The following is a 25,953-nucleotide window of genomic DNA, read 5'->3' as shown; positions in this document are numbered from 1 at the left end:
GCACGGGCCTACTCCGTACGGCGCCAAAGGATCAGCGGATCGGTAGGAGAGAACCTACGACCCCGTCAGGCGTGCGGCAGCGGCGTCGATCCGCTCCTGCGACGCGGTCAGCGAGAAGCGAACGTGCTGCGGGAACTGCGTTCCGTAGAAGTGGCCGGGGCCCGCGAGGATGCCGAGTTCGGCGAGCCGGCCGAGCGTCTTCCACGCGTCCTCTTGCGCCGTCGCCCACAGATAGAGTCCCGCTTCGCTGTGATCGATACGGAAGCCCGCGCGCTCGAGCGCCGGTCGGAGCACATCGCGACGGCGGCGGTACAGGTCCTTCTGTCGGGCGACGTGACCGTCGTCGCCCAGGGCTGCGACCATCGCCTGCTGCACGGGCAGGGGCTGCATCAGTCCCAGGTGCTTCCGCGCGGTGAGAAGCCGGGCCACGATCGTCGGGTCGCCGGCCAGGAACGCCGCCCGATAACCTGCGAGGTTCGACTGCTTGCTGAGCGAGTACACCGACAGCAGACCGCTGACGTCGCTTTCGCTCACCCGCGGGTCGAGCACGCTCGGCACCGTCTCGCTCGCCCAGGGCCCGTCCCAGCCGAGCTCGGCGTAGCATTCGTCCGAGACGACGACGGCGCCGAGCTCGCGTGCGCGGGCGACGATCCGCCGCAGCTCCGCGACGTCCAGCACGCGTCCGTCGGGGTTTCCGGGCGAGTTGACCCAGACGAGTCGGGTGCCCTCCGGGTAGTCGGCCGGGTCGTCTGCGGCTGCCGGCGTCGCACCGACCAGGCGGGCGCCGACCTCGTACGTCGGGTAGGCGGCGCGGGGATGCACGACGACATCGCCGGCACCGAGGCCGAGCAGCAGCGGGAGGAGCGCGACGAGCTCCTTCGACCCGATCGTTGGCAGCACGCTGTCGGGGGCCAGACCGGTGACACCGCGGCGACGCTCGTACCACCGCACGATGGCCTCCCGAAGCGCGGGGGTGCCGACGGTCTGCGGGTACGCATGCGCGTCGGTCGCTTCGCGCAGGGCGCGGGCGACGACCTCAGGCGTCGGGTCGACCGGCGACCCGATGGACAGGTCGACGATGCCGCCCGGGTGGCGGCGGGCCTTCTCGGCGTAGGGCGCTACGGCGTCCCAGGGGTAGTCGGCGAGGTCGCGGACGCTCAATGCCCCTCCCCCTGCGGCGGCAGCGCGGCCACGAGGGGGTGGTCCTTCGCGATGACGCCGACCTTCGCGGCACCTCCGGGAGATCCCAGGTCGTCGAAGAACTCGACGTTCGCGGTGTAGTAGTCCTGCCACTCGTCCGGCAGGTCGTCTTCGTAGTAGATCGCCTCGACCGGGCACACCGGCTCGCATGCGCCGCAGTCGACGCATTCATCCGGGTGGATGTAGAGCGAGCGCTCACCCTCGTAGATGCAGTCCACGGGGCATTCGTCGATGCAGGCGCGGTCCTTCACGTCCACGCACGGGAGGGCGATCACATAAGTCACATGACGAGTCTAGTTCGTGCGATCGGACGCGGCCGCCCGGCGTGCTCCCGCGAACGAGGGCCAACCGACCACGACGGCCACCATGACCGGCACAGCGAACGTCCAGATCAGCCCGGTGCTCAGCTGCCCGTCCGGCGGGGCAGGCACGACGACCGAGCCGCCGGGCCCGCGTCCGGAGAAGACGACGGTCGCGACGAGAGCGCCCAGCCCGCAGGCCAGCGCCGTCCACCGGTCGTCGGTGAGCAGCCGCAGCCCCGCGACGAGGGCGGTCACGCCGGCGACAGCGACGATGAGCCCCACCGGCAGCACACCCCAGGAGTACGCCTGGGTGATCGTCCCCGCGACACCGTAGACGGCTCCCGCGATCGCGGCGACGAGCCACCCGGCGAAGCGGGTCCAGGTCTGATTCACCGAGCCAGTCTAAGCGGCCCATCCGCACGCCCGAAGCACCGCCGCCACCAGCGCCGCCCCCGCCACGACCACGAGGAAGGGGGCGCGCGCGGCGAGCAGGACGGCGGCCACCGCCACGGCAGGCAGGCGCGCGTCCACCACGATCGCGGCGCCCGCGCCGAGCGTCTGCACGACGACCAGCGCGGAGAGCAAAGCGATCGTCAGCTGGTCGATGATGCGCTGCGCGCGTTCCCCGTCGAACCATCGCGGCGGAAGGAGGTATCCCAGCGCCTTCAGCGCCACGCAGATGATCGAGGCGACGAGGATGCCGGTCCACGGGCTCATCGGGCCTCCCCCGTCGTCTTCGCGTCATCGCCCCGCGACGAACGCCGGCCCGGCATGGCCGCGGCGACCACGATGGCCACGACGCCGGCGATGAGGACGGGGATCCCGGGCATCGTGAGGGGCGTCGCGACACCGGCGACGACTCCGGCGGCCACTCCGACGACGACCGCGTCCAGCCGGCGGAGCCGCGGCCACAGCAGCGCGAGGAAGGCTGCCGCGGCGGCCGCGTCGAGTCCATAAGCCCGGGGGTCGCCGAGGACGTCGCCGAGCAGCGCGCCGAGGAGTGTGAAGAGGTTCCATCCGATATAGATGCCCACTCCGGTCGCCCAGAAGCCGATGCGGCGTGCGCGGGGGCCCGACTGCGCGAGGGCGACTGCCGTCGACTCGTCGATCGTGAACGGGAAGGCGCTCAGCCGCCGCGCGATGCTCCCGCCGACCACCGGCGCCATGCGAAGACCGTATGCCACATTGCGAACGCCCAGGAGTGCTGCGGAGGCGATGGCCGCGGGCAGCGCCGCCCAGCCACCCGTCGCGACGACACCGACGAAGGCGAACTGCGAGCCGCCCGTGAACATCAGGAGACTGAGCACGCAGGTCTGCCAGACATCGAGCCCCGCGGCGACCCCGAGCGCGCCGAACGATACGCCGTAGGCGCTCGTCGCGACGGATACGCCGATCCCATCGCGCCACGCGCGCCGCGTCGCGGCATCCTGCTCCATCGCTCCGATGCTATCGACCCGCCGAACCGGAGGCCGCCGCGAATGCCACGACCCCGGAGGCCGAGGATCGGCAATCCGGGGTCGTGGCGGGCTTCGGGGAGCCGGATCAGGCGTTGGCGTCCTGGCGCTTCGCGCGCGACGCGGCGCGGCCGCGCTCGGTCGCATCCAGCACGACCTTGCGGATGCGCACCTTCTCGGGGGTGACCTCGACGCATTCGTCGTCGCGCGCGAACTCGAGCGACTCCTCCAGAGTCAGCACGCGCGGGGGCGTCATCGACTCGAAGGAGTCCGAGGTCGACGAACGCATGTTCGTGAGCTTCTTCTCCTTCGTGATGTTGACGTCCATGTCGTCGGCGCGCGAGTTCTCGCCGATGACCATGCCCTCGTAGACCTCTTCGGTGGGCTGGACGAAGAAGCTCATGCGCTCCTGGAGGGCGATCATCGCGAAGGGAGTGACGACGCCGGAGCGGTCGGCGACGATCGAGCCGTTCTGACGGGTCGAGATCGCGCCCGCCCACTCGTCATAGCCGTGCGAGATGGCATTCGCGATACCGGTGCCGCGCGTGATCGTGAGGAACTCGCTGCGGAACCCGATCAGGCCACGCGACGGAACGACGAACTCCATGCGGACCCAGCCGGTGCCGTGGTTCGTCATCGTGTCCATCCGACCCTTGCGAGCTGCCATCAGCTGCGTGATCGCGCCGAGGTGCTCCTCGGGGGCGTCGATGGTCAGGTGCTCGAACGGCTCGGTGAGCTTGCCGTTCTCATCGCGGCGCGTCACGACCTGCGGCTTGCCGACGGTCAGCTCGAAGCCTTCGCGGCGCATGTTCTCGACGAGGATCGCCAGCGCGAGCTCGCCTCGACCCTGCACCTCCCATGCGTCGGGGCGTCCGATGTCGACGACCTTGAGCGAGACGTTGCCGATGAGCTCGCGGTCGAGCCGGTCCTTGACCATGCGCGCGGTGAGCTTGTGACCCTTGACCTTGCCCATCAGCGGCGAGGTGTTCGTGCCGATCGTCATCGAGATGGCCGGGTCGTCGACGGTGATCGCCGGGAGCGGCCGGACGTCCTCGGGATCGGCGATGGTCTCACCGATCGTGATGTCCTCGATACCCGCGATCGCGACGATGTCGCCCGGGCCGGCGGACTCGGCCGGGAAACGATCCAGGGCCTTCGTCTTGAGGAGCTCGGTGATACGCGCGTTCGAGTGCGAACCGTCGTGGCGGACCCACGCGACCGTCTGGCCCTTCTTGAGGGTGCCGTTGAAGACGCGGAGCAGGGCGAGGCGTCCGAGGAACGGACTCGAGTCGAGGTTGGTCACCCAGGCCTGCAGCGGCGCCTCGTCGTCGTAGGACGGCGCCGGCACGTGCTCGAGGATCGCCTCGAAGAGCGGCTCGAGGTCTTCGTTGTCGGGGAGCTCGCCGTTGTCGGGACGGTTGCGCGACGCCGCGCCCGCGCGGCCCGAGGCGTACACGACGGGCACGTCGAGCAGCGCGTCGACGTCGAGATCGGGCACGTCGTCGACGAGGTCGCCGGCGAGGCCTAGCAGCAGGTCGTGGGCCTCCTCCTCGACCTCCGCGATGCGGGCGTCGGGGCGGTCGGTCTTGTTGACGAGCAGGATGACGGGGAGCTTGGCCTCGAGCGCCTTGCGCAGCACGAAACGGGTCTGCGGCAGCGGACCCTCCGACGCGTCGACGAGCAGCACGACACCATCGACCATCGACAGGCCGCGCTCGACCTCTCCGCCGAAGTCGGCGTGACCCGGGGTGTCGATGACGTTGATCGTCACGGGCACGTCGGTGTGGACGCCGTTGTAGGTGATCGCCGTGTTCTTGGCGAGGATCGTGATGCCCTTCTCACGCTCGAGATCGTTCGAGTCCATGGCACGTTCCTCGACGTGCGCGTGGTCGCCGAACGAGCCGGTCTGGCGGAGCATGGCATCGACGAGCGTCGTCTTGCCGTGGTCGACGTGCGCGACGATCGCGACGTTGCGGAGGTCAGGACGAAGGGCATGCGCCATGAAGGGGGTCCTCAGGATGAAGGGAAAACGCCGGGATGCCGACGGGACAGTTTAACGCAGGCGCCCTGCGAGTTCGCGGGGCGCCTGCGAGAAGGTCGGAGTCCGACCCTCAGGACGCGTCGAGAGCGGCCCGGCGTTCCTCGCGGCGCCGGCGCTGCTCGATCGGATCCGGCACCGGCGAGGCGGCCAGCAGTTCGCGGGTATACGACTCGCGAGGCTGCAGCAGCACCCGCGACGTCGGCCCCTGCTCGACCGTTCGCCCCGACTTGAGCACGAGGATCTGGTCCGACAGCTGGTCGACCACGGCGAGGTCGTGGCTGACGAGGATGCAGGCGAACGAGTACGTCTCCTGCAGTTCCTTCAGCATGTCGAGCACCGCGGCCTGGACCGACACGTCGAGCGCCGACGTCGGCTCGTCGGCGACGAAGAGCTTCGGCCGCAGCGTGAGAGCCCGCGCGATCGAGACGCGCTGACGCTGACCGCCCGACAGCTCGTGCGGGTAGCGCTCGAGCACGTCGCGCGGCAGCCGCACGGCGTCGAGCAGCTCGCGGGCCCGGTCGAGCCGCTCCGCCTTGGTGCCGACACGGTGGATGGCCATCGGCTCGATGATGCAGTCGCCGATCGGGAACCGCGGGTCGAGGGATGCCGCGGGGTCCTGGAAGACGACGCCGATCTCGCGCCGTACGTTCTTCGCCTTGCGCCCGCGCAGCTTCGCGAGGTCTCGTCCGCCGAGACTCAGCGTCCCGTCCGCGACCGGCATTAGCCCGAGCACGGCGCGCGCGATCGTCGACTTGCCCGAGCCGGACTCGCCGACGATGCCGAGCACCTCGCCGGCGGCGAGGTCGAACGAGACGTCCTCGACGGCGCGGAACGTCTTGCCGCGCCCGGCGTACTCGAGGACGAGTCCCTTCGCCTCCAGCACCACGTCGCGCGTGGCGCTGGCGGCGACTCGCGCCGTCAGCTCGGGGTCGAGACGGGGAACGGCGGCGAGCAGCTTCTTCGTGTAGGGATGCTGCGGCCGGGTGAGGACGTCCTCGACGTCGCCGACCTCGACCAAGTCACCGCGGTACATCACAGCGACGCGATCGGCGATGTCGGCGACGACGCCCATGTTGTGCGTGATCAGCAGAATGCCCGCATCGCGGTGGTCCTTCAGCCGCCGGAGCAGGTCGAGGATCTCCGCCTGGACGGTGACGTCGAGGGCGGTGGTCGGCTCGTCCGCGATGATGACCTTGGGGTCGAGCGCGATCGCCATCGCGATGACGATGCGCTGACGCTGACCACCCGAGAACTGGTGCGGGTACTGCTTGATGCGCCGCTCCGGCTCGGGGATGCCGACGTCGCGCAGCAGGCCGATCGACCGGTCCCGCGCGTCTTCGCCGTAGGCGACGTCGTGGAGCTCGAAGATCTCGGTGAGCTGACGCTCGATCGTGAGCACCGGGTTGAGCGCCGTCATCGGCTCCTGGAAGATCATCGCGATCTCGCTGGCACGGAGCTTGCGCATGCGCTCGTTCGGGAGCCCGATCACCTCGGTCTCGCCGACCGTGATGGATCCTCGCGTGATGGCGTTCTCCGCGAGGAGCCCCATGGCGGCGAGAGAGGTCACCGACTTTCCGGAGCCGGACTCGCCGACCACGGCCACGACCTCGCCCGGGCGCACCTCGAGCGAGATGCCCTTGACGGCGTTGACATCGCCCGATCCGGTGAGGAACGTGACCGAAAGGTCGGTGAACTTCAGTGCGGTACGCGTGGCGGTGACGCTCATGCGCGGTTCCTCCTCTTGATCTCCCGACGCACGCTGCGCGACTGGCGCGGGTCGTACGCGTCGCGGATGCCGTCGCCCAGGAAGTTGATGGACAGGGCGATCGCGAGGATCATCATGCCCGGCCACCAGAACAGCCACGGCCTGCTGGTGAAGCTGCCCTGATACTGACTGATCAGCAGGCCCAGCGACGTCTCCGGGGGGACGACGCCGAATCCGAGGTAAGACAGCGAGCTCTCGAGCAAGATCGCGCCGGCGATCGCGAACGTGGCGTTGACGGCGATGACGCCCACGACGTTCGGCATGAGGTGTCGGAAGATGATGCGCGCTCCCCCGGCGCCCGAGGCGCGAGCGGCGAGCACGAAGTCGCGCTCGCGGAGCGAGAGCACTTCACCACGAACGAGACGCGCGAGACCGGTCCAGGTCAGGAGCGACAGCATGAAAGCCAGCACGATCGGGTTCTTGCCGATGTTCCCCGCGATCTGACCCACGACAGCTGCGAGGGCGAGCAGCGGGATGACGATGAACAGATCCGTGATGCGCATCAGGATGGAGTCGACCCAGCCTCGGTAGTAGCCGGCGACAGCGCCGACGATGCTTCCGATGACGGTCGACGAGATGCCCAGGACGAGGCCCAGCAGAATCGAACGCTGCGTGCCCATCATGGTCAGTGCGAAGAAGTCCTTGCCCGTGTTCTCCTGCCCGAACGGGTGCTCGCCGATGCGGATGCCGTCGCCACCGAGCCACTCGGGGATCAGGCTCAGCGTCGGGGCGCCCCCGTTGACCACGTCACCGGCGGCGCGGTAGTCGTGCGGCCACCATCCCGGGATGCCGAAGAAACCGACCGAGGTGAAGCTCAGGAGCGTCAGGAAGATCAGGATCACCGCGGAGATCGTCGCCGCGCGGTGCCGCAGGAAGCGTCCCCAGACGATGCGGGCCTGTGAGCGGGGCGCGGCCGTGCTCTTCGCGAGCGCAGCGTCCTCGGCCTCCGCGACCGAGAGGACCGACGTCGTGGTCGGCACGTTGTCGTTCGGGTTCGTCATACTCGGATCCTCGGGTCGATGACGGCGTAGAAGATGTCCGCCAGCATGTTGAAGACGATCGCGGCAAGGCCGGTCACGAGGAAGAAGGCCATCACGGGATTCGGGTCGACCTCGCGCAGTCCGGTCGCGAACAGGTCGCCCATGCCCTTCCACCCGAACACCTGCTCGGTGACCACGGCCCCGCCGATGAGTCCGGCGAAGTCGAACGCCGCAATCGTCGCGATGGGTATGAGGGCGTTGCGGAATGCATGGCGGAAGATGACCAGCCGCTCCGGCACGCCCTTCGCCCGCGCCGTGCGGATGAAGTCCTGGTTGCCCACCTCGAGCATCGACGTCCGCGTATAGCGGCTGTACGACGCCAGCGAGATGACCGTCAGCAGCAGCGTCGGCAGCAGCATCTGCGTGCCGATGTCGAGGAAGGTCTGCCAGAACGTCCCGTCGAAGTTCGGCGTCTGCGCGCCGATCGTCGAGATCGGACGCGGCTTGCGCTGCAGGAACGAGGGCCACACGCGGAAGAGCGCGTCCACGACCGTCAGGAGGGCACCGCCGAAGATCGTGACGAACGCGACGACTGTCGCCGGCCCTCGGAAACGCCCGCCGAAGAACCGTCCGATGAGGAACGGCACGATCATCGCCAGCAGTGCACCGCCGGCGAGCACGCCCCAGTTCATGTAATAGATGAACACGTTGGTCAGCGCCAGGTGCATGACGACCACGAGTCCTGCGCTGGCCAGGCCGATGACGAGCACCCGCCGGTTGTGCAGTCCCACCGATGCCACTGTCGCGCTGAGCGCGAGCAGAACGGTGAGCACGGCCACACCGATGACGGTGAGGCGCGGCTCGCGGAACGCGTTCGTCGCCAGCATGAGGGGCAGCGCTGCCCCCAGAACCGCGGCGGTGGCGGCGAAGGTGATCGCCCGGCGCTTCAGCGAGCCGCCGCCGAGCACCTGCACGACGAAGCCGATGACGACGGCGATCACGATGATCTGTATCGGCGAGAGCTCCGGATCACGGATCCAGTCGTTGTATCCGATCGCGAGGTACTCCTTGAAGAGCACCGCCGCCCAGAAGACCGGCAGCGAGAAGAAGAGGAACGTCAGGAACGTCACCGCGTAGTCCAGGCCGGAGTACTGCCGGATCGCGGTGATGATGCCGATGGCGATGCCGATGATCAGCGCCAGGATCGTGGCGAGCAGGACGAGCCTCAGCGTCGAGGCAGCCGCCTGTCCCACGAGCGTGGTGACCTCGACGCCCTGCCGGGTGAGTCCGAGATCGCACTGGCCGATGAGGCACTTGCTCGCGCCCACGAGCCAGCCGAGATAGCGCTGGAACCAGGGCTGGTCGAGGTTCATGTATTCGATACGCCGAGCGATCAACTGTTCGCGGTTGTCCGCGTTGCTCTCTCGCAGATCGGCGAGAGGGTCGCCGGAGTTGATCGTCAGGACGTACATCAAGAGGGATGCGGCGAGCATGATGCCCACCGCTGCCGCCAGACGGCGGATGATGAATTTCAGCACGGAAGTCGAGGTCCCTTGGTCGTACGCGGGGCACGCATGTGCCCCTCACGGGAGTGTGGGCCGTCACCGCAGCGACGGCCCACACTCTGGTCGTGTCAGAGACAGAATACGTTTATTCTGCGCGCGACCACTTCTCGGCGTTCCACATGATGCCGCTCTGGCCCACCGAGTGCTGTGCGTTCTCGATGTCGGCGGCAGCAGCGTCGACACCGGGGTGAGCGAACAGCGGGATGCCGAAGAGGTCGTCCCACAGCTGCTTCTCGATGATCTTCGTCTGCTCGAGGTGCACCGACTCGTCGAGGCTCGTCGCGAGCGTCTCCCACGCCTGGTCGACGACCGGGCTCGAGTAACCGCCGTAGTTCTGCGGCTTGTCGGTGGCGTAGATGTTCTGGCCCGAGGTGATCTGGCCGGAGCCGGCCCAGGCGAACAGAGCCACGTCGTAATCGCCGCGCTCCTGGGTGCCACCGGGCTGGAAGAAGTCGGCGTTGCCGACATCCTGGATGTCGAAGCCGGCCTGGTCGCAAGACGACTTGATGAGAGCGACCTCGTCAGCACGGCGCGGGTTGGGCGCCGAGTAACCGATGCGCACGACGGTGCCGGCAGCGCCGGCGGCGTCGACGAGAGCCTTGGCCTCTTCGAGGTTCGGCTCGTCGTAGCGGCCGTCGTACGCGGCCGAGACGACCTCGTCGTAGTTCTCCTGGAAGGGGAACACCTCGCGCGCGTTCATGACCTCGGCGTCCGAGCTGACCGGCTTGATGAGGTTGTCGACGATCTGCTGGCGCGGCACGCACATCGCGAACGCCTGACGCAGCTCGAGGCTGTTCGCGAGCGACGCGTTGCCCTTGAAGTTGAAGTCGAGGTGCTCCCAGGTCAGCGTCTGGCCGGTAAGCAGCTGAGCGGCGTCGCCGAGCTCCTCGATCTGCGAGACGGTGTCGACCGTGGGCTGGGGGGCGATGACGTCGAGGTCGCCGTTCTGCAGCGCCTGGACCATCGCGTCCTGCGCGACGAAGCGGATGACGAGCTCGTCATTGGCTGCCTGCGTGCCGTAGTAGTTCTCGTTGCGCTTGAGGGTCACCGACTGGCCGGCCTCCCACGACGAGAGAACGTACGGGCCGGAGCTGGGGATGAGCGCCTCGTCCGGCAGCGTGCCGGGGGCGGTGTTCCATCCGGTGTTCCAGAACTCGGCTGCGTCTGCGAGAGCAGCGGCGTCGCCGCCGCGGATCGCCTCGACGAGCTCCTCGGTCGACAGACCGCCCTGCTCGGCGACGACGTGCGCGGGGCTGAGCATCCAGGTCTGGATCTGCCAGTCGGGGTCGGGCGCGGCGAACTGGACCGTGAACGACTTGGCGTCAGCGTCGCCCTGCGGGCCCTCGGGGACGGTGTCGCCCAAGTCCTGCGAGACGGAGTTGAAGAGCGGGCCCTCGGCGCCGGCGAGGTTGGGGTTCTGGACACCCCAGGCGAGAACGGCGTCGGCCACCGTGATGGGCGTGCCATCGGACCACTCGGCGTTGTCGGCGATCGTGTACTCGACGACCATCGGGTCTTCCGAGATCAGCTCGTACGAGCCCAGATCGGTGTTCGGCTGGATGGCGCCGACCTCGTCGAAGTAGCTGAAGCCCGCGAGGAGCCGGTCCACGATCGCCGAGTTGTACGTCGAGTACGTCTCGGGCGTGAAGCCGTTGTAGCTGATGAAGTCGTTCGGACCGACCGAAACGGCGATGGACTGGCTCGCCGTCGTCGTCTCCTGTTCGCCGCCGTCCGCCGGCGCGCAGCCGGCGACGACGAGCGCCAGGGCAGCGGCGCTCGCGCCCGCCATGGAGATACGCGTGAAACGCATTCCCACTCCTGTTCTCTTGATGATCCGGGCGACGGAAGACCTTTCCGCTCCCCGCTCGGCGACACGGTCGCCGAGTTCAGATGACCACTACCCTTGCGTGCGTTCGTTTCCAACGTGTTGCGCGAAACGAGTTCGTTAGCAAAATGTGTCCTACCCATGCCGCCGTCGGCGCACGCCTTGCTCATCGCGGAAGGCGACGGCTGAGCACATAGGCAGCCGGGAGCCCGGGCGTCGTCAGCCGCCGAAGGCTAGGGCGATGACGGCCCAGACCGCGATGACCGCGAGCGGGAACAGGACCGCGCGGTTCCAGGCGGTGGTCACGGCCTCGTCCGGGGCTTCGGGCGCGTGCTCCTCCCACGCCGAGCGGATCTCCTCGATCTCCCGCACCGCCGCCGGCATCCGCTCCGCCTCCTCCCGGACGCTCGACCAGGCACCACGGCCGACGCGCGACGGCCGGCTCGGAGAGGGGCCGCCGAAGGCGGAGATCGACCGCCCCTGGGCGGTGTCGACAATGACCTGCCAGCGCAATCGGATGTCGGTGACGGACGGCCAGGGCACACGCGTCACCCGGAGCGGGTTCGCTATGACGATCGCGTTCTCGTCGGTCGCGATGAACGGCGCGTAGAGCAGCGTGTAGATGATCCAGACCGCCAGGAGGACCCAGGGGGCCAGCAGCAGACCCTGCACGACGCCGCCCCGGACGAAGGCGTCACCGAGGAGGAACGCACCGAGCAGACCGGCGCCGGCGACCGCGATGGTCGCCGACGCCGGCCGGTAGGTCTTGCGCATACTGCGGAGGCTCAGACGCCGAACTGGAATCCGGCGCCGGGAATGGCCGCGAGCAGTTCGCGCGTGTATTCCTCGGTCGAGTGGTCGAAGACCTCGTCGGTCGTCGCCGACTCCACCAGGCGACCCCGTCGCATGACCGAGACGTTGTCGGCCACGAGACGCACGACCGCGAGGTCGTGGGTGATGAACAGATAGGTCAGGTCGAGCTCCGTCTGCAACTCCGTCAGCAGGTTCAGGATCTGACCCTGCACGAGCACATCGAGCGCCGAGACGGCCTCGTCGAGGACGAGCACGTCGGGCTTGAGCGCGAGGGCACGGGCGATCGCGACGCGCTGACGCTGCCCGCCCGAGAGCTCGCTCGGATAGCGATCCTTCGCCGCTGCCGGCAGCGACACCTGGTCGAGCAGCTCGCGTACCCGCGCCGACCGCTCCTTCTGGGTGCCGAACTTGTGCACCCGCATGGGCTCGGCGATCGTGTCGCCGACGCTGTACTGCGGGTCGAGGGTGCCGTACGGGTCCTGGAAGACCGGCTGGACCCGGCGGCGGAAAGCGAGCTCCTCGGCGCGGCTGAGCCCGCCGAGCTTCTTGCCGTCGAAGCGGATCTCACCCGACGTCAGCTGCTCCAGCTGCAGGAAGAGCTTGGCGAGCGTGGACTTGCCCGACCCCGACTCGCCGACGATCGCGGTCGTCGTTCCCTTCGCCACCTGGATGCTGACGTCGTCCACGGCGACGATCTGCTTCGACGAGAGGCCGCCGGTGCGCACCTTGTAGACACGCCGCGCGTTGCGGATGTCGATGAAGTCACTGCGCGCAGCGACCGCCTCTGCCTCGGCCTCGCGTTCCTCGGCGCGTGCGAGGAACTGCTCCCCCGCGCCGAAGACGTCGACGTCCTCGTGGTGGCGCACCGCCTGGATGCGACGTGAGGCGAGGCTCGGGGCCGCGGACACGAGTCGCTTCGTGTAGGGATGCTTCGGATCGGCGAGGATCTCCTGCGACGGGCCCGACTCGACCACGCGACCGCGGTACATCACGACGAGGTGCTCGGCGCGCTCGGCCGCCAGGCCGAGGTCGTGGGTGATGAACAGCACCGACGTGCCGAAGTCCGTCGTGAGCGTGCCGAGGTGGTCGAGGATCTGGCGCTGCACGGTGACGTCCAGAGCCGACGTCGGCTCATCGGCGATGAGGAGCTTCGGACGCGCCGACAGACCGATCCCGATGAGCGCACGCTGACGCATACCACCGGAGAACTGGTGCGGGTACTGCCGCATCCGGTCGGCAGCGTCGGGCAGCCCTGCCTCGGTGAGGACCTCGACGGCACGATCGCGGACCGCGGCGCGACCGGTCGCGCTGCGGTTCGAGCGGACAGCCTCGCGCACCTGGAACCCGACGGTCAGCACCGGGTTGAGGTTCGACATGGGATCCTGCGGGACGTAGCCGATCTGCGCCCCGCGCACGGCCTGCAGCTCGCGGTTCGACAGCGCCGCGAGGTCGCGGCCCTCGAACATGATCTGGCCGTCCGTGATCCGCCCGGTGCCCGGGAGCAGCCGGATGATCGCCTGAGCCGTCGTGGACTTACCGGAACCGGACTCGCCGACGATCGCGACCGACTGGCGCGGGTAGATCGTCAGGTCGACGCCGCGGACGGCCGGGACGAGTCCGGCCTTCGTCTGGAACCCGACGTGGAGGTTGCGGATGTCCAGCAGCGGCGTGGCATCCGAGGACGTGGTGTCGCTCATCGGCGCGCACGCTCCTTCGGGTCGAGGGCATCGCGCACGACGTCACCCAGCATGAGGAAGGACAGGACCGTCACCGACAGGGCGGCGGCGGGGTAGATCAGCACCATGGGGCTCGTGGTGAGCGACTGGCGCGCGGAGTTGATGTCGTTGCCCCAGCTCATCACCGTCCCGGGCAGGCCGATGCCGAGGAACGACAGGGTCGCCTCGGCGACGATGAAGGTTCCGAGCGACACCGTGGCCACGGCGATGACGGGTGCGATCGCGTTGGGCAGCACGTGACGCAGCAGCACGCGCCAGCGCGAGACGCCGAGCGCGATGGACGCCACGACGTAGTCGGCCTGCTTCGCCGTCAGGACCGCGCCGCGCATGATGCGAGCGATCTGCGGCCACGCGAAGACCGCGATCACGAGGGCGACGACGAGCGGCGTCCGGTCGGGCACGACCGACATGAAGACGATGGCGCCGAGCACGGTCGGGATGGCGAAGAAGATGTCCGCCACGCGCGACAGGATCGCGTCGAGGATGCCGCCGTAGTATCCGGCGAGGGCGCCGACGATCGAGCCGAAGATCGTCACCATGAGCGTCGCGATGAAGCCGACCATGACCGACGACTGCGTGCCGTAGATCACGCGGGCGTAGACGTCGCAGCCCTGGCGGGTGAATCCGAAGATATGTCCGGCACGCGGACCGGCGTTGCTGTCGGCCAGCTGACAGTTCGCGGTCGGCGACACGGGCGAGAAGAGCCCGGGGAACATCGCGACGACGAGGATCAGCACGATGAGCACGGCGGAGACCCAGAACATGGGCCGGCGGCGCATCGACTGCCACGCGTCGCTCCAGACGGTGCGCGGCTTGTCGTCGGTCGAGACGGCGTCGATCGCCTGGAGCGGCGTCTCCTCCTCGGGAGCGACGAAGTGTTCCTGATTCCGGCGGAGATTACTTGGCATAGCGGATCCTCGGGTCGAGCCAGGCGTACAGGAGATCGACGAGCAGGTTCGCCAGCATGATGATGATCACCATGATGGCGACGAAGGACACGACCGTGGGTCCCTCACCGATCGTGATGGCGCGATAGATCGTGCCGCCGACGCCGTTGATGTTGAAGATGCTCTCGGTCACGATCGCGCCGACCATCAGCGATCCGAGATCCACGCCCAGGTAGGTCACCACGGGGACGAGCGAGTTGCGCAGGACGTGCACCGTGACGACGCGACGGCGGCTGAGGCCCTTGGCCGTCGCCGTGCGGACGAAGTCAGCGGAGAGGTTCTCCGCGACGGAAGAGCGGGTGAGCCGGACGATGTACGCGAACGAGACCGTCGCGAGCACGATCGCCGGCAGGAGGAGCTCGTTCCAGGGCGCACCCGCACTGACGGTGGTGCGGAACCAGCCGAGCTGGATGCCGAGGATGTACTGCAGAACGAAACCGATGACGAAGGTCGGCACGGAGATGAGGAGCAGGCTGACGACCAGAGCGGTGGCGTCGAAGAGCTTGCCCTTGCGCAGGCCCGCGATGAGACCGACGACGATGCCGAAGAACGCTTCGATCGCGAGGGCGAGGACCGCCAGTCGCAGCGTGATGGGGAACGCCTGAGCCATGACGTCGATGACGGGGCGGCCCGAGAACGTCGTGCCCCAGTCACCCTGCAGCAGCGCCCCGATGTACAGGAAGTACTGCACGATGAACGGCTTGTCGAGGTTGTACTGCGCCCTCACCGCCTCGATGACGGCGGGAGACGGCTGACGCTCGCCGTACAGGGCGGCGATCGGGTCTCCCGGCAAGAGGAAGACGAGGGCGTAGATGAGAAGGGTCGCCCCGAAGAAGACGGGGATCAGCTGCAGCAGCCGTCGACCGATGAACCAGAGCATCGACGAATAGTTCCTAAATGGGTTCGGGTAGTGAGGGCGAGAGGGCCCCGGTCAGCACGGTGTCCGGGACGCGAATGCGCCCCGGACACCGTACTCGATGATCGCCTGGAGCCGAACTCAGCCCTTGGTGACCTGGTTGTAGAGCGGCACCGAGTCCCAGCCGAAGACGACGTTGTCGACGCCCTCGCCCCAGACACCGACGGCGTTCTGGTACCACAGCGGAACGCTGGGCAGATCGCGCATCAGGATCTCCTGAGCCTGCTCGTACAGGCCGGCAGCGTCCTCGATGGACGGAGCCGATGCGGCCTGCGTCAGCAGCTGGTCGAACTCCGGGTTGGTGTAGCCCTCGTAGTTCGAGCTTGCGCCGGTGCTGTACTGCGCCGACAGGAAGTTACCCTGCGACGGGTAGTCCGCCTGCCATCCGGCGCGGGTGGCGCCGGTCAGGGTGCCGGTCGTGCGCAGGTCGAGCGCAGCGGCGAACGTCGGCTGCGGTGAGCCGACCGCCTCGATGCCGAGCGTGTTGGCGATGCTGTTCGCGACAGCATCCACCCAGGCCTGGTGGCCACCGTCGGAGTTGTACGTGATGGTGAACGGTCCGGCGTACGGGCTGATCGCCTCGGCCTCGGCCCACTTCGCCTTCGCCTCTTCGGGGTTGTACTCGAGGACCTCGGAGCCGGGCAGGTCGTCGCTCCAGCCCTCGACGACCGGCGACGTGAAGTCGGTGGCCGGCGTGCGGGTGCCCTGGAAGATCGTGTCCGTGATCTCCTCGCGGTTGATCGCCATCGAGATCGCCGCGCGACGCAGCTGACCCTCTTCGTCGTTGCCGAAGTTCGGCAGGTAGAAGGGGATGTTGAAGCCCTGGAAGATCGCCGCGGGCTGGTTGACCGAACGCTCCGGGAAGTCCGTCTCGTAGGTCGCGAAAGCCGTGTCGGGAACGGTGTCGAGCACGTCGAGGTTGCCGCCCTGCGCGTCGGCGTAGGCCGACTCGAGGGAGGTGTAGAAGACGATGTTCAGACCGTCGTTCTTGACCTCGCGCACACCCTTGTAGTCGGGGTTCGGAACGAGGTTGATGCCCTCGTTGTGGCGCCATGCGCCCTCGCCGTCGAGCATGTACGGGCCGTTGCCCACGGGGTTCTCACCGAACGCCTCGAGGTCCTCGAACGCGACGGACGGCAGCGGCATGTAAGCCGTGTAGCCGAGGCGCAGCGGGAAGTCCGCGTCGGGAGCCTTGAGCGTGACCGTGAAGGTCATGTCGTCGACGACAGCGAGGCCGCTCGGGGCGGTGCTGCCGTCGTCGGACGCGCCTTCGATCGTGTAGAACCAGTACGCGCCGTTCTCATCCTGCGCGCCCGCGGTCCAGGTGTCGACGAACGTCTGAGCGGTGATCTCCTCACCGTTGGTGAACTTCCAGCCGTCGGCGACGGTGATCGTCCAGACGACGTTGTCGTCGCTCTCGATCGAGGAAGCGACCTCGTTCTCGATCGTGCCGTCGGCCTTGTAGCTGACCAGGCCCGCGTACATCGAGGTGAGGATGCGGCCGCCGCCGGTCTCGGTGGTGCCGAAGGTCAGCAGCGGGTTCTGCGGCTCGGTGCCGTTCGTGGTGATGATCGCGGAGGCGTTGGAGCCCCCGCCCGTGTTGCTGTCGCCGCCGGCCGAGCAACCGGCCAGCGTGAGCGTGACGGCGGACACCAGCGCGATCGCGCCGACTCCCCAACGTCGTCTCGACATGTTTCCTCCTGGGTGACGGGTACGCGCTCACGGTCGACGGCGGCGAAGACACACCGGTGTCCGGAGCACGGGATATACCCCCGACGATAAGCGCGCTCCCGCCCTGTGACCGCATCCAGGCCCAAACCGTTACATGTCGGCAACAATCGCGCCCGTGGGGTTGTCATCGTGCACCGGGTGAGCCTCGCCCTCTGGGCGGTGCGTCAACCGGGCTGCCGGCCACCCGATCGCGACCATCCGCGGGAACCTTCCACTTCACTCGCGAGCGCCCGCGTAAGCTTTGGATAGGAAGGCGAACGGGCGCGACCACCTCTCTGATGTAAGGTCGAGTCGTTCCGGATCCCACCGGAACTCACGACCGAAGGAGAGCCGCTGTGGTGGACGACGCCATCCTCATCTACGCGAGCACGCTGGCCGCCGACATGCGACACGTCATCCCCCACGACGTGCACGACCCGTTCCTCTACATCGAGGTCGACGGCGCGCCGCACGTGGCCATCAAGTCGCTCGAGGCGGCGCGCATGCGCGACGTGCCGGGTATGACCGTGTTCCCCCTCGACGAGCTCGGCTTCGACGACTTCCGCGCCGCAGGCCAGGACCCCGACCTCGCGGAGCTCTCCACTCTCGTCGCCGCCTGCCGCAAGCTCGGCGTGACACACGCCGCCGTGCCGCCCACCTTCCCCCTCGAGGTGGCCGACCACCTGCGCGCCAACGGGGTGGAGGTCCGCGTGGACCGCGACCTGTTCGTGCAGCGCCGTCGCGTGAAGACTCCGCACGAGCTCGCCGGCATCCGCCGCGCGCAGGTCGCCGCTGAGGCGGGCGTCTCGCTCGTCGCCGATGCCATGCACCGCGCCACCGTCGACGCCGACGGCGGCCTTCTGCTCGACGGCACGCCGCTGACCTGCGAGGACCTCAAGGACCGCATCCGGTCGGTCTTCCTCCGCAACGGCTGCGAAGACGCGGGCATGATCGTCGCCCACGGAGCCCAGACGTGCATCGGACACCACGCCGGATCGGGTCAGATCTTCGAAGGCGAGCCGGTCACGGTCGACATCTGCCCGCGCGACATCGCCTCGGGCGGCAATTCGGACATGACCCGGACGTTCGTCAAGGGCGACATCGACGACGAGCTCGCCTTCTACTACGACATCGTCAAGAAGTCGTTCGACGCGACGCTCGCGGCGATCCGTCCGGGACTGCCGGTGGCGGAGCTGCACCGCATCTCGTGCGAGCCCATCGAGGCCGCCGGCCAGCCGACCCAGCTGACGAAGAAGCCGGGCGAGGTGCTCGACGAGGGGTACTTCCACTCGCTCGGACACGGCGTGGGCCTCGAGGTGCACGAACCGCCGAGCCTCAACCAGAACGATGCCGTCCTCGTGGCCGGTGACGTCATCGCCATCGAGCCGGGCTGCTACCGCCAGGGCTTCGGAGGCGTTCGCCTCGAGGACATCGTGCTGGTGACCGAGGACGGCTACGAGCTCATCTCGGACTACCCCTACGACCTCGTGCCCGTCTCGCTGCCCCGGGGCAAGTGAGGATGGCGCGCGACGCCCGGATCGACGACCGCGCCGACGAGATCGTCGAGAGCTGGCGGGAACTGTGCCGGTTCCCGACAGTCGCCGGTCGACTCGACGCGATCGCAGCGGCCGCCGACTGGATCGAGGAGCGCCTCGCGCCGCTGATGGATCGCGTCGTGCGCTACGACATCCCCGGTTATGGACCCGTCGTCGTCGGTTTCCGAGCCGGGGCGAGCGATGCGTCGCTGCTGCTGTACAACCACTACGACGTCCAGCCCGAGGGCGATCCGTCGCGCTGGACCTCGCCGCCGTACGCCGCGGAGATCCGGGACGGTGCGATGTACGCGCGCGGCGCGTGCGACGACAAGGCCGACGTGGCGGGCCGTCTCGCCTCGCTTCGCCTCTGGATCGAGGACCACGACGGGCAGACTCCGTTCGGCGTCATCTACCTCGCGGACCCGTGCGAGGAGATCGGCAGCCCGGGCCTGGACGTGGTCCTCGCCGCGCACGCGGCCGAGCTGCGCGCCGACGCGTGCCTGTGGGAGAGCTACCTCCGCGAGGAGGACGGGCGCCCCGCCGTCGGGTTCGGATGCCGGGGCTCGCTCGAGATCGAGCTGTCGCTCGACATCCTCGCCGCGGCGCAGCATCCGTCGTACTCCTCGATCCTGCGCTCCGCACCGCTCGAGCTGATGAAGGCGATCTCGTCGATGCGCACCGACGACGGCCGGATCGCCGTCGCCGGTGTGCGGGATGAGGCTCTCGTCCCCGACGAGAGCGCGCGTCGCCGCACGGCGGACATCACCCTGCCCGGACCCTCGATCGCGCGTGACGGCGTGTCGCCCTATCTGCCGGGGACGGACGCGGAGCTCTCGACGCGGTTCGTCTTCGAGCCGTCGATGAGCCTCTCCGGGTTCGACCTCGACGACGGCGTGCGGCAGAGCATTCCGGCGTCGGCGTCCGCACGCGTGCGCTTCGGGCTCGTCCCCGGGATGCAGCCGGAGCGCGTGGTGGATGCTGTCCGCGCCCACCTCTCCGCACGGCATCCGGACATCTCGGTATCCGTCATCCGCGCCCTCGCGCCCGCGTACTCACCGGTCGAGTCCGCCTTCGGCGAGGCCGTCGTGCGCGCCGCCGGGCATGCCTTCGGCGCCGACGCGGTCGTCTACGACGTGATGACGGGAGCGGGTCCCGGCGCCCTGTTCCTCGAGCACCTCGGAGCCCCCATCATCTCCCCCACGGGCACCCTGCGACCGGCCGGGAACATGCACGGCTACGATGAGCACGGCTACGTCGAAGACTTCCTCGACCACGTCCAGTTCACCCTCGACGTCCTCCGGGAGCTCGAACGCAGCGGCTTCGCCGACACACCCCGGGGAGGGGCATGACGACCGATCCAGCGCACCTGCGCTCGCTGCTCGAACCCGAGCGCGAGGTCCTCGAGATCGACGACGTCGATCGGCGGATCCTGCATCGCCTGCACGAGGACGCCCGTGCGTCGATGCGCAGCATCGCGGCGGACGTCGGGATGTCGGCTCCGGCTGTCGCGGAACGCATCGCGCGGATGGAACGCGGGCACGTCATCCGCCGGCACACGATCGAGCTCGACTGGGCGGCGCTGGGCTATCCGATGCTCGTCGTGATGCCGTTACGGCTGACCGGGAACGCCGACGCTGCCGCAGTGCTGACCGCGCTCAAGGCGATCGACGCCATGACCGAGGTCATCGTCCTGGCGGCCGGGTACGACCTGATGGCGCGGTTCCGCGTCCGCGACCACGCCGATCTGCAGCGACTGCTCGTCGAGCAGGTCTGGCCGATCCCGGGCATCGACCGCGTCGAGACCATGCTCGCCATCGGCCGCCTCGCCGATCCCGAGCCGTTGCAGCACGTCCTGGCGACCGAGACCCCCGCGCGCAAACGCCGCCGCCCGTGACCCGCCATCCCCCGGCTTAACATCGACCCGGGAGGAAGAATGACGCACGTGTCACGGACCCGACTGTGGTGGGAGATCGCCCTCGTTCTGGCGCTCTCGGTCGGCCGGTCGGCGTTCTTCTCGGTGCTGTCGTTCCTCGAGGCGGTGACGAGCCCGGTGAGCCTCGGCGACCAGTCGACCTCGCTCAATCCCGGTGCAGCGACCGTCGACCCGTGGCAGGTGGTGTCGCAGGTCTTCTCGAACCTCTTCAACCTCGCGCCCGTCGCGTTGGCGATCTACTTTCTCTGGGAGCCCGGCCGCTCGGCGCTGCGCCGGATCGGTCTGGACTTCCGGGTGTTCGGAAAGGATGCCGGCGCCGGCATCCTGCTCGTCGTTCTCATCGGCGGGCCGGGCCTCGGGCTGTACGCACTCGGACGGGCGCTCGGGATCACCGTCCAGGTGGGGGCCGCACCGCTCGACGGCGGCTGGACCGCCGTCATGCTCCTCGCGCTGGCCGCCCTGGGGGCGGGACTCACCGAGGAGGTCATCTTCATCGGTTACCTGTTCGACCGGCTTCGCCGTCTCGGCTGGAGCACGTGGACGATCATCCTGTCGACCGCCGCGCTCCGCGGGATGTACCACGCGTACCAGGGCGTCGGCCCGATCTTCGGGAACATCGCGATGGGCGTGGTCTTCGGGTGGGTCTACCACCGTTGGGGCCGGGTCATGCCGCTCGTCGTCGCGCACGTCGTGATCGACCTCATCGCGTTCATCGGCTACCCGCTGGCCGCATCGTGGTGGCCCGGGCTCTTCTGACACGTCGCGCTCACCGAGCACGCACCCCCGCGTCGAGCACGCACGCTGAACGGTGCGAGCTCGACGGGACGGTGCGTTCTCGCGACGCCGGGGGCGTCAGGCGAAGGCCTCCGGCGGCGGGCAGGCGCACACGAGGTTGCGGTCGCCGTAGGCCTGGTCGATACGACGCACCGGTGGCCAGTACTTGCCGCGGACGAGGGACCGCACGGGATAGACGGCCTCTTCGCGCGAGTAAGCGTACGACCAGGCCGACGCGACCGCCGCTTCAGCCGTGTGCGGCGCGCCGACGAGCGGGTTGTCATCGGCCGGCCACTCCCCCGCGGCGACCCGGTCGGCTTCGGCGCGGATCGCGATCATCGCCTCGACGAAACGGTCGATCTCGGCGAGGTCCTCCGACTCCGTCGGCTCGACCATGAGCGTCCCCGCCACCGGGAACGACATCGTCGGCGCGTGGAAGCCGTAGTCGATCAGCCGCTTCGCGACGTCGTCCACGGTGATGCCGGTGCGCTCCCGCAGAGGACGCAGATCCAGGATGCACTCGTGCGCGACGAGTCCGCCTTCGCCGGCGTAGAGCACCGGATAGTGCTCGCGTAGCCGCGCCGCGATGTAGTTCGCCGCGAGCACCGCAGCTCCCGTGGCCGCCCGCAGCCCGGCTGCCCCCAGCATGCGCACGTACGCCCACGAGATCGGAAGGATGGATGCCGAGCCGTAGGGCGCGGCCGAGACCGGACCGCCCTCGAAGACGAACCCGCCCGCGTGCTCGGCCCGCTGGGCGTGCGGGTGCGACGGCAGGAACGGCGCCAGGTGCGCCTTGGCAGCCACGGGGCCCACGCCCGGTCCGCCGCCCCCGTGCGGGATGGCGAACGTCTTGTGGAGGTTGAGATGCGAGACGTCGCCACCGAGGTCGCCGAAGCGCGCGAAACCGAGGAGGGCGTTGAGGTTGGCGCCGTCGACGTAGACCTGACCGCCCGCCGCGTGCACCGCATCGGTGATCGCGAGCACCTCGTGCTCGTACACCCCGTGAGTCGAGGGGTAGGTGATCATGAGAGCGGAGAGCGCCGCAGCATGCTCGTCGATCTTGGCGCGGAGATCGTCGAGGTCGACGTTTCCCGCTTCGTCGCAGGCCACGACCACGACGCGCATACCGGCGAGCACGGCAGACGCGGCGTTGGTGCCGTGCGCCGACGACGGGATGAGGCAGACGGTCCGGTCGTCGTCGCCTCGCGACCGGTGATAGCCGCGGATCGCGAGCAGCCCCGCGAGCTCGCCCTGCGAGCCGGCATTGGGCTGCAGCGACACGGCGTCGTAACCGGTCACCTCGGCGAGCCACCCCTCGAGCTGCTCGATGAGCTCGAGATAGCCGCGCACGTCGTCGGCGGGTGCGAACGGGTGCACGCGGGCGAACTCCGGCCAGGTCACGGCGGCCATCTCGGTCGCGGCGTTCAGCTTCATCGTGCACGACCCGAGCGGGATCATGCCACGGTCGAGCGCGTAGTCGCGGTCGGCGAGGCGCTTGAGGTAGCGCATCATCGCCGTCTCGGAGTGGTGGCTGTTGAACACCGGATGGGTGAGGTACTCGTCCTCGCGCCGAAGCGACGCCGGCGCGTGCCGGTCAGCCCACGTCGATCCGCCGATGAATGCGAATGCGCGCTGCTCGGGACCGCCGAATGCTCGGACGATCGCGTGCAGATCGCTGACGGTCGTCGTCTCGTCGACGGCGACACCGACCGTGTCGTCGTCGCGGTGCCACAGCTGGTAACCGGATTCGCGGGCCGCCGCGACGACGCCTGCTGCCCGGCCCGGCGCGCGCACCACGAGCGTGTCGAAGAACGCATCATGCTCGACCTCGACCCCCGCATCGGCCAGCCACTCCGCGAGAAGGGCCGCGTGACCGGCGACGGACTCGGCGATGCGCCGGAGCCCGTCCGGGCCGTGGTACACGGCGTACATCGACGCCATGACCGCCAGCAGGACCTGTGCGGTGCAGATGTTCGACGTCGCCTTCTCGCGACGGATGTGCTGCTCGCGCGTCTGGAGCGAGAGCCGGTAGGCGGGATCGCCCGCCGCGTCGACCGAGACGCCGACGAGCCGTCCGGGCAGCTGGCGCTCGAGGCCGGCACGCACCGCCATGTACCCGGCGTGGGGTCCGCCGAAGCCCATCGGCACGCCGAACCGCTGGGTGGTGCCGACGGCCACGTCCGCCCCGAGCGAGCCGGGCGATCGCAGCAGGGTCAGCGCGAGGAGATCCGCCGCCACGACGACGAGACCGCCCGCAGCCTGCACCTCCGCGATGACCGTGCTCGGATCCCACACACGGCCGGACGCACCGGGATACTGCACGAATGCACCGAAGACCGGCTCGTCGGACGGGGCCGTGCCCGCGCCGCCGGCGAAGTCGATCTCGCGCAGTTCGATGCCGAGCGCCGCCGCTCGATGGCCGAGCAGCGCCTTCGTCTGCGGCAGCGCATCCGCGTCGACGAGGAACACGTTGCTGCGCGACTTCGAGGCCCGCCGTGCGACGAGCATGCCCTCGACGACGGCGGTGGCCTCGTCGAGCATGGACGCATTCGCCGTCGCGAGCCCGGTCAGGTCGGTGACCATCGTCTGGAAGTTGATGAGCGCTTCGAGGCGGCCCTGCGAGATCTCCGGCTGGTACGGCGTGTACGCGGTGTACCAGGACGGGTTCTCGAGGACGTTGCGCTGGATGACGGCAGGCGTGAGCGTGTCGTAGTACCCCAGGCCGATCATCGCCCGTGCCGGACGGTTGCGCGATGCCAGCTCGCGCAGCTCCGCGAGCGCCTCGTGCTCGGCGGCCGCGGCCGGGATCACGCTGTCGGGCACCGCATCGACCTGGATGGCCGCGGGCACGGCTCGGGCGAGCAGAGCGTCGACGTCCGGATAACCGAGGACCTCGAGCATGCGCTGCTGCGCGGCGCCGTCGGTGCCGATGTGACGGGCGACGAAAGCGGAGGTCATCGGTCTCCGCCGGTGAGCTCGACGTAGGCGGCGCGGTCGAGCAAACCGTCCGCGTCGGCGGGATCGATCTCGATGCGAACGAGCCACCCGTCGCCGAACGGCCCGGCGTTCACGAGCGACGGGTCGTCGACGACGGCCTCGTTGACCTCGACGACGGTTCCGCTCAGCGGCGCGTAGAGCTCGCCGACCGACTTGGTCGATTCGATCTCGCCGCAGACGGCATCGGCGGTCACCGCGGTTCCGACGGCAGGGAGATCGACGAACACCACGTCACCCAGCTTCTCGGCGGCGTAGTCGGTGATGCCCACCGTCGCGGTGGTGCCCGAGAGGGCGACCCACTCGTGCTCGGCGGTGTACTTCAGGGCGTCGAGATCGGTCATTTCTTCCTCCGGTAGAACGGCAGCGTGGTGACGGTGGCGGGAATGCGGGTACCGCGGACATCGAGCGCCAGCTCGGTGCCGAGTGCGGCGTATCCGGGTGCGACGTAGGCCATGGCGATGGGATGCCCGAGGGTCGGGCTCAGGGCGCCGCTCGTGATCACACCGACGCGCTCGCCGTCGGGGCCGAGCACGGCGTAGCCGGCGCGGCCGGCGCGGCGGCCCGCCGAGACGAGACCGACGAGCACCGGCCCGCCCGAGGAGTCGCGGGACTCGAGGCCCTCGCGGCCCACGAAGGCGCCCTTGTCCGTGGCGACGACGCGGCCGAGACCCGCCTGCGCAGGAGCGACGTCGCGCGAGAGCTCGTGTCCGTACAGCGGCATCCCGGCTTCGAGCCGCAACGTATCGCGCGACGCGAGGCCCGCCGGAGCGAGCCCGAGCGGTGACCCGGCCGCGAGCACGGCATCCCAGAGGGCTTCGGCCGCGCGGGCCGGGATCATCAGCTCGAATCCGTCTTCGCCGGTGTACCCGGTGCGTGCGAGGAGCAGCGGCTCGCCCGCGAACTCGCCGGCGGTCCACGCGTAGTACCGCGTGTCCGCGAGCGCGACGTCGGGCGTCGACAGGCCCGGGGTGGACTCGAGGACCGCCAGCGCCGCCGGGCCCTGGACGGCCAGGAGCGCGTAGTCATCGGTGAGGTCTCGCACCTCGACGTCCCAGCCTTCGGCACGCTCCTGCAACGCCGCCCACACGGGCTCGCGGTTGCCCGCGTTCGCGATGATGAGGAAGCGGTCGTCGCCGAGGCGGTAGACGATGACATCGTCGATGATCCCGCCGTCGTCGGCGAGGACGAGCGAGTACTTCGCCTTCCCGACGGCCATCGTCGAGATCCTGCCGGCGAGGGCGGCGTCGAGGCAGTCCCCGGCGACCGAGCCGGTCACCTCGAACTCCGCCATGTGCGAGATGTCGAACAATCCGGCGGCGGAGCGCACCGCGTGGTGCTCGGCGAGGTCGGAAGTGTAGCGGACCGGCATGAGCCAGCCGCCGAAGTCGGTGAACGATGCGCCGAGCGCAGCGTGACGATGGTGCAGGACGGTGGAGCGGGGATCTGACATGAGTTCTCCC

22 protein-coding genes are annotated in these 25,953 nt (G+C 69.1%); 4 read left to right on the top strand and 18 right to left on the bottom strand.

Translation table 11 applies throughout. The annotated features are described in order from the left end of the window. Positions 1–54 precede the first annotated feature (54 nt). From dapC to ACLBWJ_RS00765, 15 genes are all read right to left on the bottom strand, one after another. Positions 55–1,161: a succinyldiaminopimelate transaminase gene (gene dapC / locus ACLBWJ_RS00835; protein ID WP_404567744.1), complete on the bottom strand. Its 1,107-nt coding sequence runs from the start codon at positions 1,159–1,161 to the stop codon at positions 55–57. Then, a complete protein-coding gene (gene fdxA / locus ACLBWJ_RS00830) occupies positions 1,158–1,484 on the bottom strand; it encodes a ferredoxin (RefSeq protein ID WP_023950512.1) in 327 nt (108 codons plus the stop codon). The genes dapC and fdxA overlap by 4 nt, the downstream gene beginning before the upstream one ends. 9 nt (positions 1,485–1,493) lie before the next feature. Further along, positions 1,494–1,895 (bottom strand): histidinol dehydrogenase, encoded by a 402-nt coding sequence (locus ACLBWJ_RS00825; RefSeq protein ID WP_114589536.1) that lies wholly within the window; start codon positions 1,893–1,895, stop codon positions 1,494–1,496. 9 nt (positions 1,896–1,904) lie between these two features. Continuing rightward, positions 1,905–2,219, bottom strand: a complete 315-nt coding sequence (locus ACLBWJ_RS00820; RefSeq protein ID WP_114589537.1) for an AzlD domain-containing protein — start codon at positions 2,217–2,219, stop codon at positions 1,905–1,907. Further along, entirely contained in the window at positions 2,216–2,938 is a 723-nt protein-coding gene (locus ACLBWJ_RS00815; protein ID WP_323985747.1) for an AzlC family ABC transporter permease, read from the bottom strand. The genes ACLBWJ_RS00820 and ACLBWJ_RS00815 overlap by 4 nt, the downstream gene beginning before the upstream one ends. A gap of 106 nt (positions 2,939–3,044) precedes the next feature. Continuing rightward, complete coding sequence (typA, locus tag ACLBWJ_RS00810) at positions 3,045–4,958, bottom strand: translational GTPase TypA (protein ID WP_023950506.1); 1,914 nt, start codon at positions 4,956–4,958, stop codon at positions 3,045–3,047. A gap of 109 nt (positions 4,959–5,067) precedes the next feature. Beyond that, complete coding sequence (locus ACLBWJ_RS00805) at positions 5,068–6,723, bottom strand: ABC transporter ATP-binding protein (RefSeq protein WP_282501014.1); 1,656 nt, start codon at positions 6,721–6,723, stop codon at positions 5,068–5,070. Then, complete coding sequence (locus ACLBWJ_RS00800; protein WP_269266148.1) at positions 6,720–7,763, bottom strand: ABC transporter permease; 1,044 nt, start codon at positions 7,761–7,763, stop codon at positions 6,720–6,722. The genes ACLBWJ_RS00805 and ACLBWJ_RS00800 overlap by 4 nt, the downstream gene beginning before the upstream one ends. Next, positions 7,760–9,280 (bottom strand): ABC transporter permease, encoded by a 1,521-nt coding sequence (locus ACLBWJ_RS00795; RefSeq protein ID WP_282501015.1) that lies wholly within the window; start codon positions 9,278–9,280, stop codon positions 7,760–7,762. Before ACLBWJ_RS00795 ends, ACLBWJ_RS00800 begins: the two co-directional genes overlap by 4 nt. Positions 9,281–9,392: 112 nt before the next feature. Then, positions 9,393–11,117: an ABC transporter substrate-binding protein gene (locus ACLBWJ_RS00790; protein ID WP_269266146.1), complete on the bottom strand. Its 1,725-nt coding sequence runs from the start codon at positions 11,115–11,117 to the stop codon at positions 9,393–9,395. 234 nt (positions 11,118–11,351) lie between these two features. Continuing rightward, positions 11,352–11,906: a PH domain-containing protein gene (locus tag ACLBWJ_RS00785; protein ID WP_274177957.1), complete on the bottom strand. Its 555-nt coding sequence runs from the start codon at positions 11,904–11,906 to the stop codon at positions 11,352–11,354. Positions 11,907–11,917: 11 nt separating this feature from the next. Then, positions 11,918–13,642 (bottom strand): dipeptide ABC transporter ATP-binding protein, encoded by a 1,725-nt coding sequence (locus ACLBWJ_RS00780; protein ID WP_274177958.1) that lies wholly within the window; start codon positions 13,640–13,642, stop codon positions 11,918–11,920. After that, positions 13,639–14,589, bottom strand: coding sequence for an ABC transporter permease (locus ACLBWJ_RS00775; RefSeq protein ID WP_023950496.1), 951 nt, complete (start codon positions 14,587–14,589; stop codon positions 13,639–13,641). The genes ACLBWJ_RS00780 and ACLBWJ_RS00775 overlap by 4 nt, the downstream gene beginning before the upstream one ends. Further along, positions 14,579–15,508 carry an ABC transporter permease gene (locus tag ACLBWJ_RS00770; RefSeq protein ID WP_023950495.1) on the bottom strand — a complete coding sequence of 310 codons (930 nt, stop codon included), beginning with the start codon at positions 15,506–15,508 and terminating at the stop codon, positions 14,579–14,581. The genes ACLBWJ_RS00775 and ACLBWJ_RS00770 overlap by 11 nt, the downstream gene beginning before the upstream one ends. 117 nt (positions 15,509–15,625) lie before the next feature. Then, positions 15,626–17,236, bottom strand: coding sequence for a peptide ABC transporter substrate-binding protein (locus ACLBWJ_RS00765; RefSeq protein ID WP_274177959.1), 1,611 nt, complete (start codon positions 17,234–17,236; stop codon positions 15,626–15,628). A gap of 374 nt (positions 17,237–17,610) precedes the next feature. Here ACLBWJ_RS00765 and ACLBWJ_RS00760 point away from each other — a divergent pair, with 374 nt between their 5' ends. Genes ACLBWJ_RS00760 through ACLBWJ_RS00745 form a run of 4 tightly spaced genes read left to right on the top strand, consistent with a single transcriptional unit; the run spans position 17,611 to position 21,478 of the window. Beyond that, complete coding sequence (locus ACLBWJ_RS00760) at positions 17,611–18,771, top strand: M24 family metallopeptidase (protein WP_274177960.1); 1,161 nt, start codon at positions 17,611–17,613, stop codon at positions 18,769–18,771. Between the two features lie 2 nt (positions 18,772–18,773). Then, positions 18,774–20,138, top strand: coding sequence for a M20/M25/M40 family metallo-hydrolase (locus ACLBWJ_RS00755; RefSeq protein ID WP_447659580.1), 1,365 nt, complete (start codon positions 18,774–18,776; stop codon positions 20,136–20,138). Beyond that, a complete protein-coding gene (locus ACLBWJ_RS00750; RefSeq protein WP_023950488.1) occupies positions 20,135–20,683 on the top strand; it encodes an Lrp/AsnC family transcriptional regulator in 549 nt (182 codons plus the stop codon). The genes ACLBWJ_RS00755 and ACLBWJ_RS00750 overlap by 4 nt, the downstream gene beginning before the upstream one ends. Before the next feature lie 39 nt (positions 20,684–20,722). Continuing rightward, positions 20,723–21,478 carry a CPBP family intramembrane glutamic endopeptidase gene (locus tag ACLBWJ_RS00745; protein WP_447659579.1) on the top strand — a complete coding sequence of 252 codons (756 nt, stop codon included), beginning with the start codon at positions 20,723–20,725 and terminating at the stop codon, positions 21,476–21,478. A 96-nt stretch (positions 21,479–21,574) separates the two neighbouring features. Here ACLBWJ_RS00745 and gcvP read toward each other — a convergent pair whose 3' ends face one another. The 3 genes from gcvP to gcvT are packed head-to-tail and all read right to left on the bottom strand — an operon-like array spanning position 21,575 to position 25,943. Continuing rightward, positions 21,575–24,454 carry an aminomethyl-transferring glycine dehydrogenase gene (gene gcvP, locus ACLBWJ_RS00740; RefSeq protein WP_447659578.1) on the bottom strand — a complete coding sequence of 960 codons (2,880 nt, stop codon included), beginning with the start codon at positions 24,452–24,454 and terminating at the stop codon, positions 21,575–21,577. Beyond that, positions 24,451–24,834 carry a glycine cleavage system protein GcvH gene (gcvH, locus tag ACLBWJ_RS00735; RefSeq protein WP_114589552.1) on the bottom strand — a complete coding sequence of 128 codons (384 nt, stop codon included), beginning with the start codon at positions 24,832–24,834 and terminating at the stop codon, positions 24,451–24,453. Before gcvH ends, gcvP begins: the two co-directional genes overlap by 4 nt. Next, positions 24,831–25,943 (bottom strand): glycine cleavage system aminomethyltransferase GcvT, encoded by a 1,113-nt coding sequence (gene gcvT, locus ACLBWJ_RS00730; protein WP_323985755.1) that lies wholly within the window; start codon positions 25,941–25,943, stop codon positions 24,831–24,833. Before gcvT ends, gcvH begins: the two co-directional genes overlap by 4 nt. Positions 25,944–25,953: the final 10 nt, after the last annotated feature.

The organism is Microbacterium sp. M4A5_1d, from assembly GCF_053345465.1.
The sequence above is the reverse complement of the archived record's forward strand: the minus strand, read 5'-3'. Positions and strand labels throughout refer to the sequence as shown.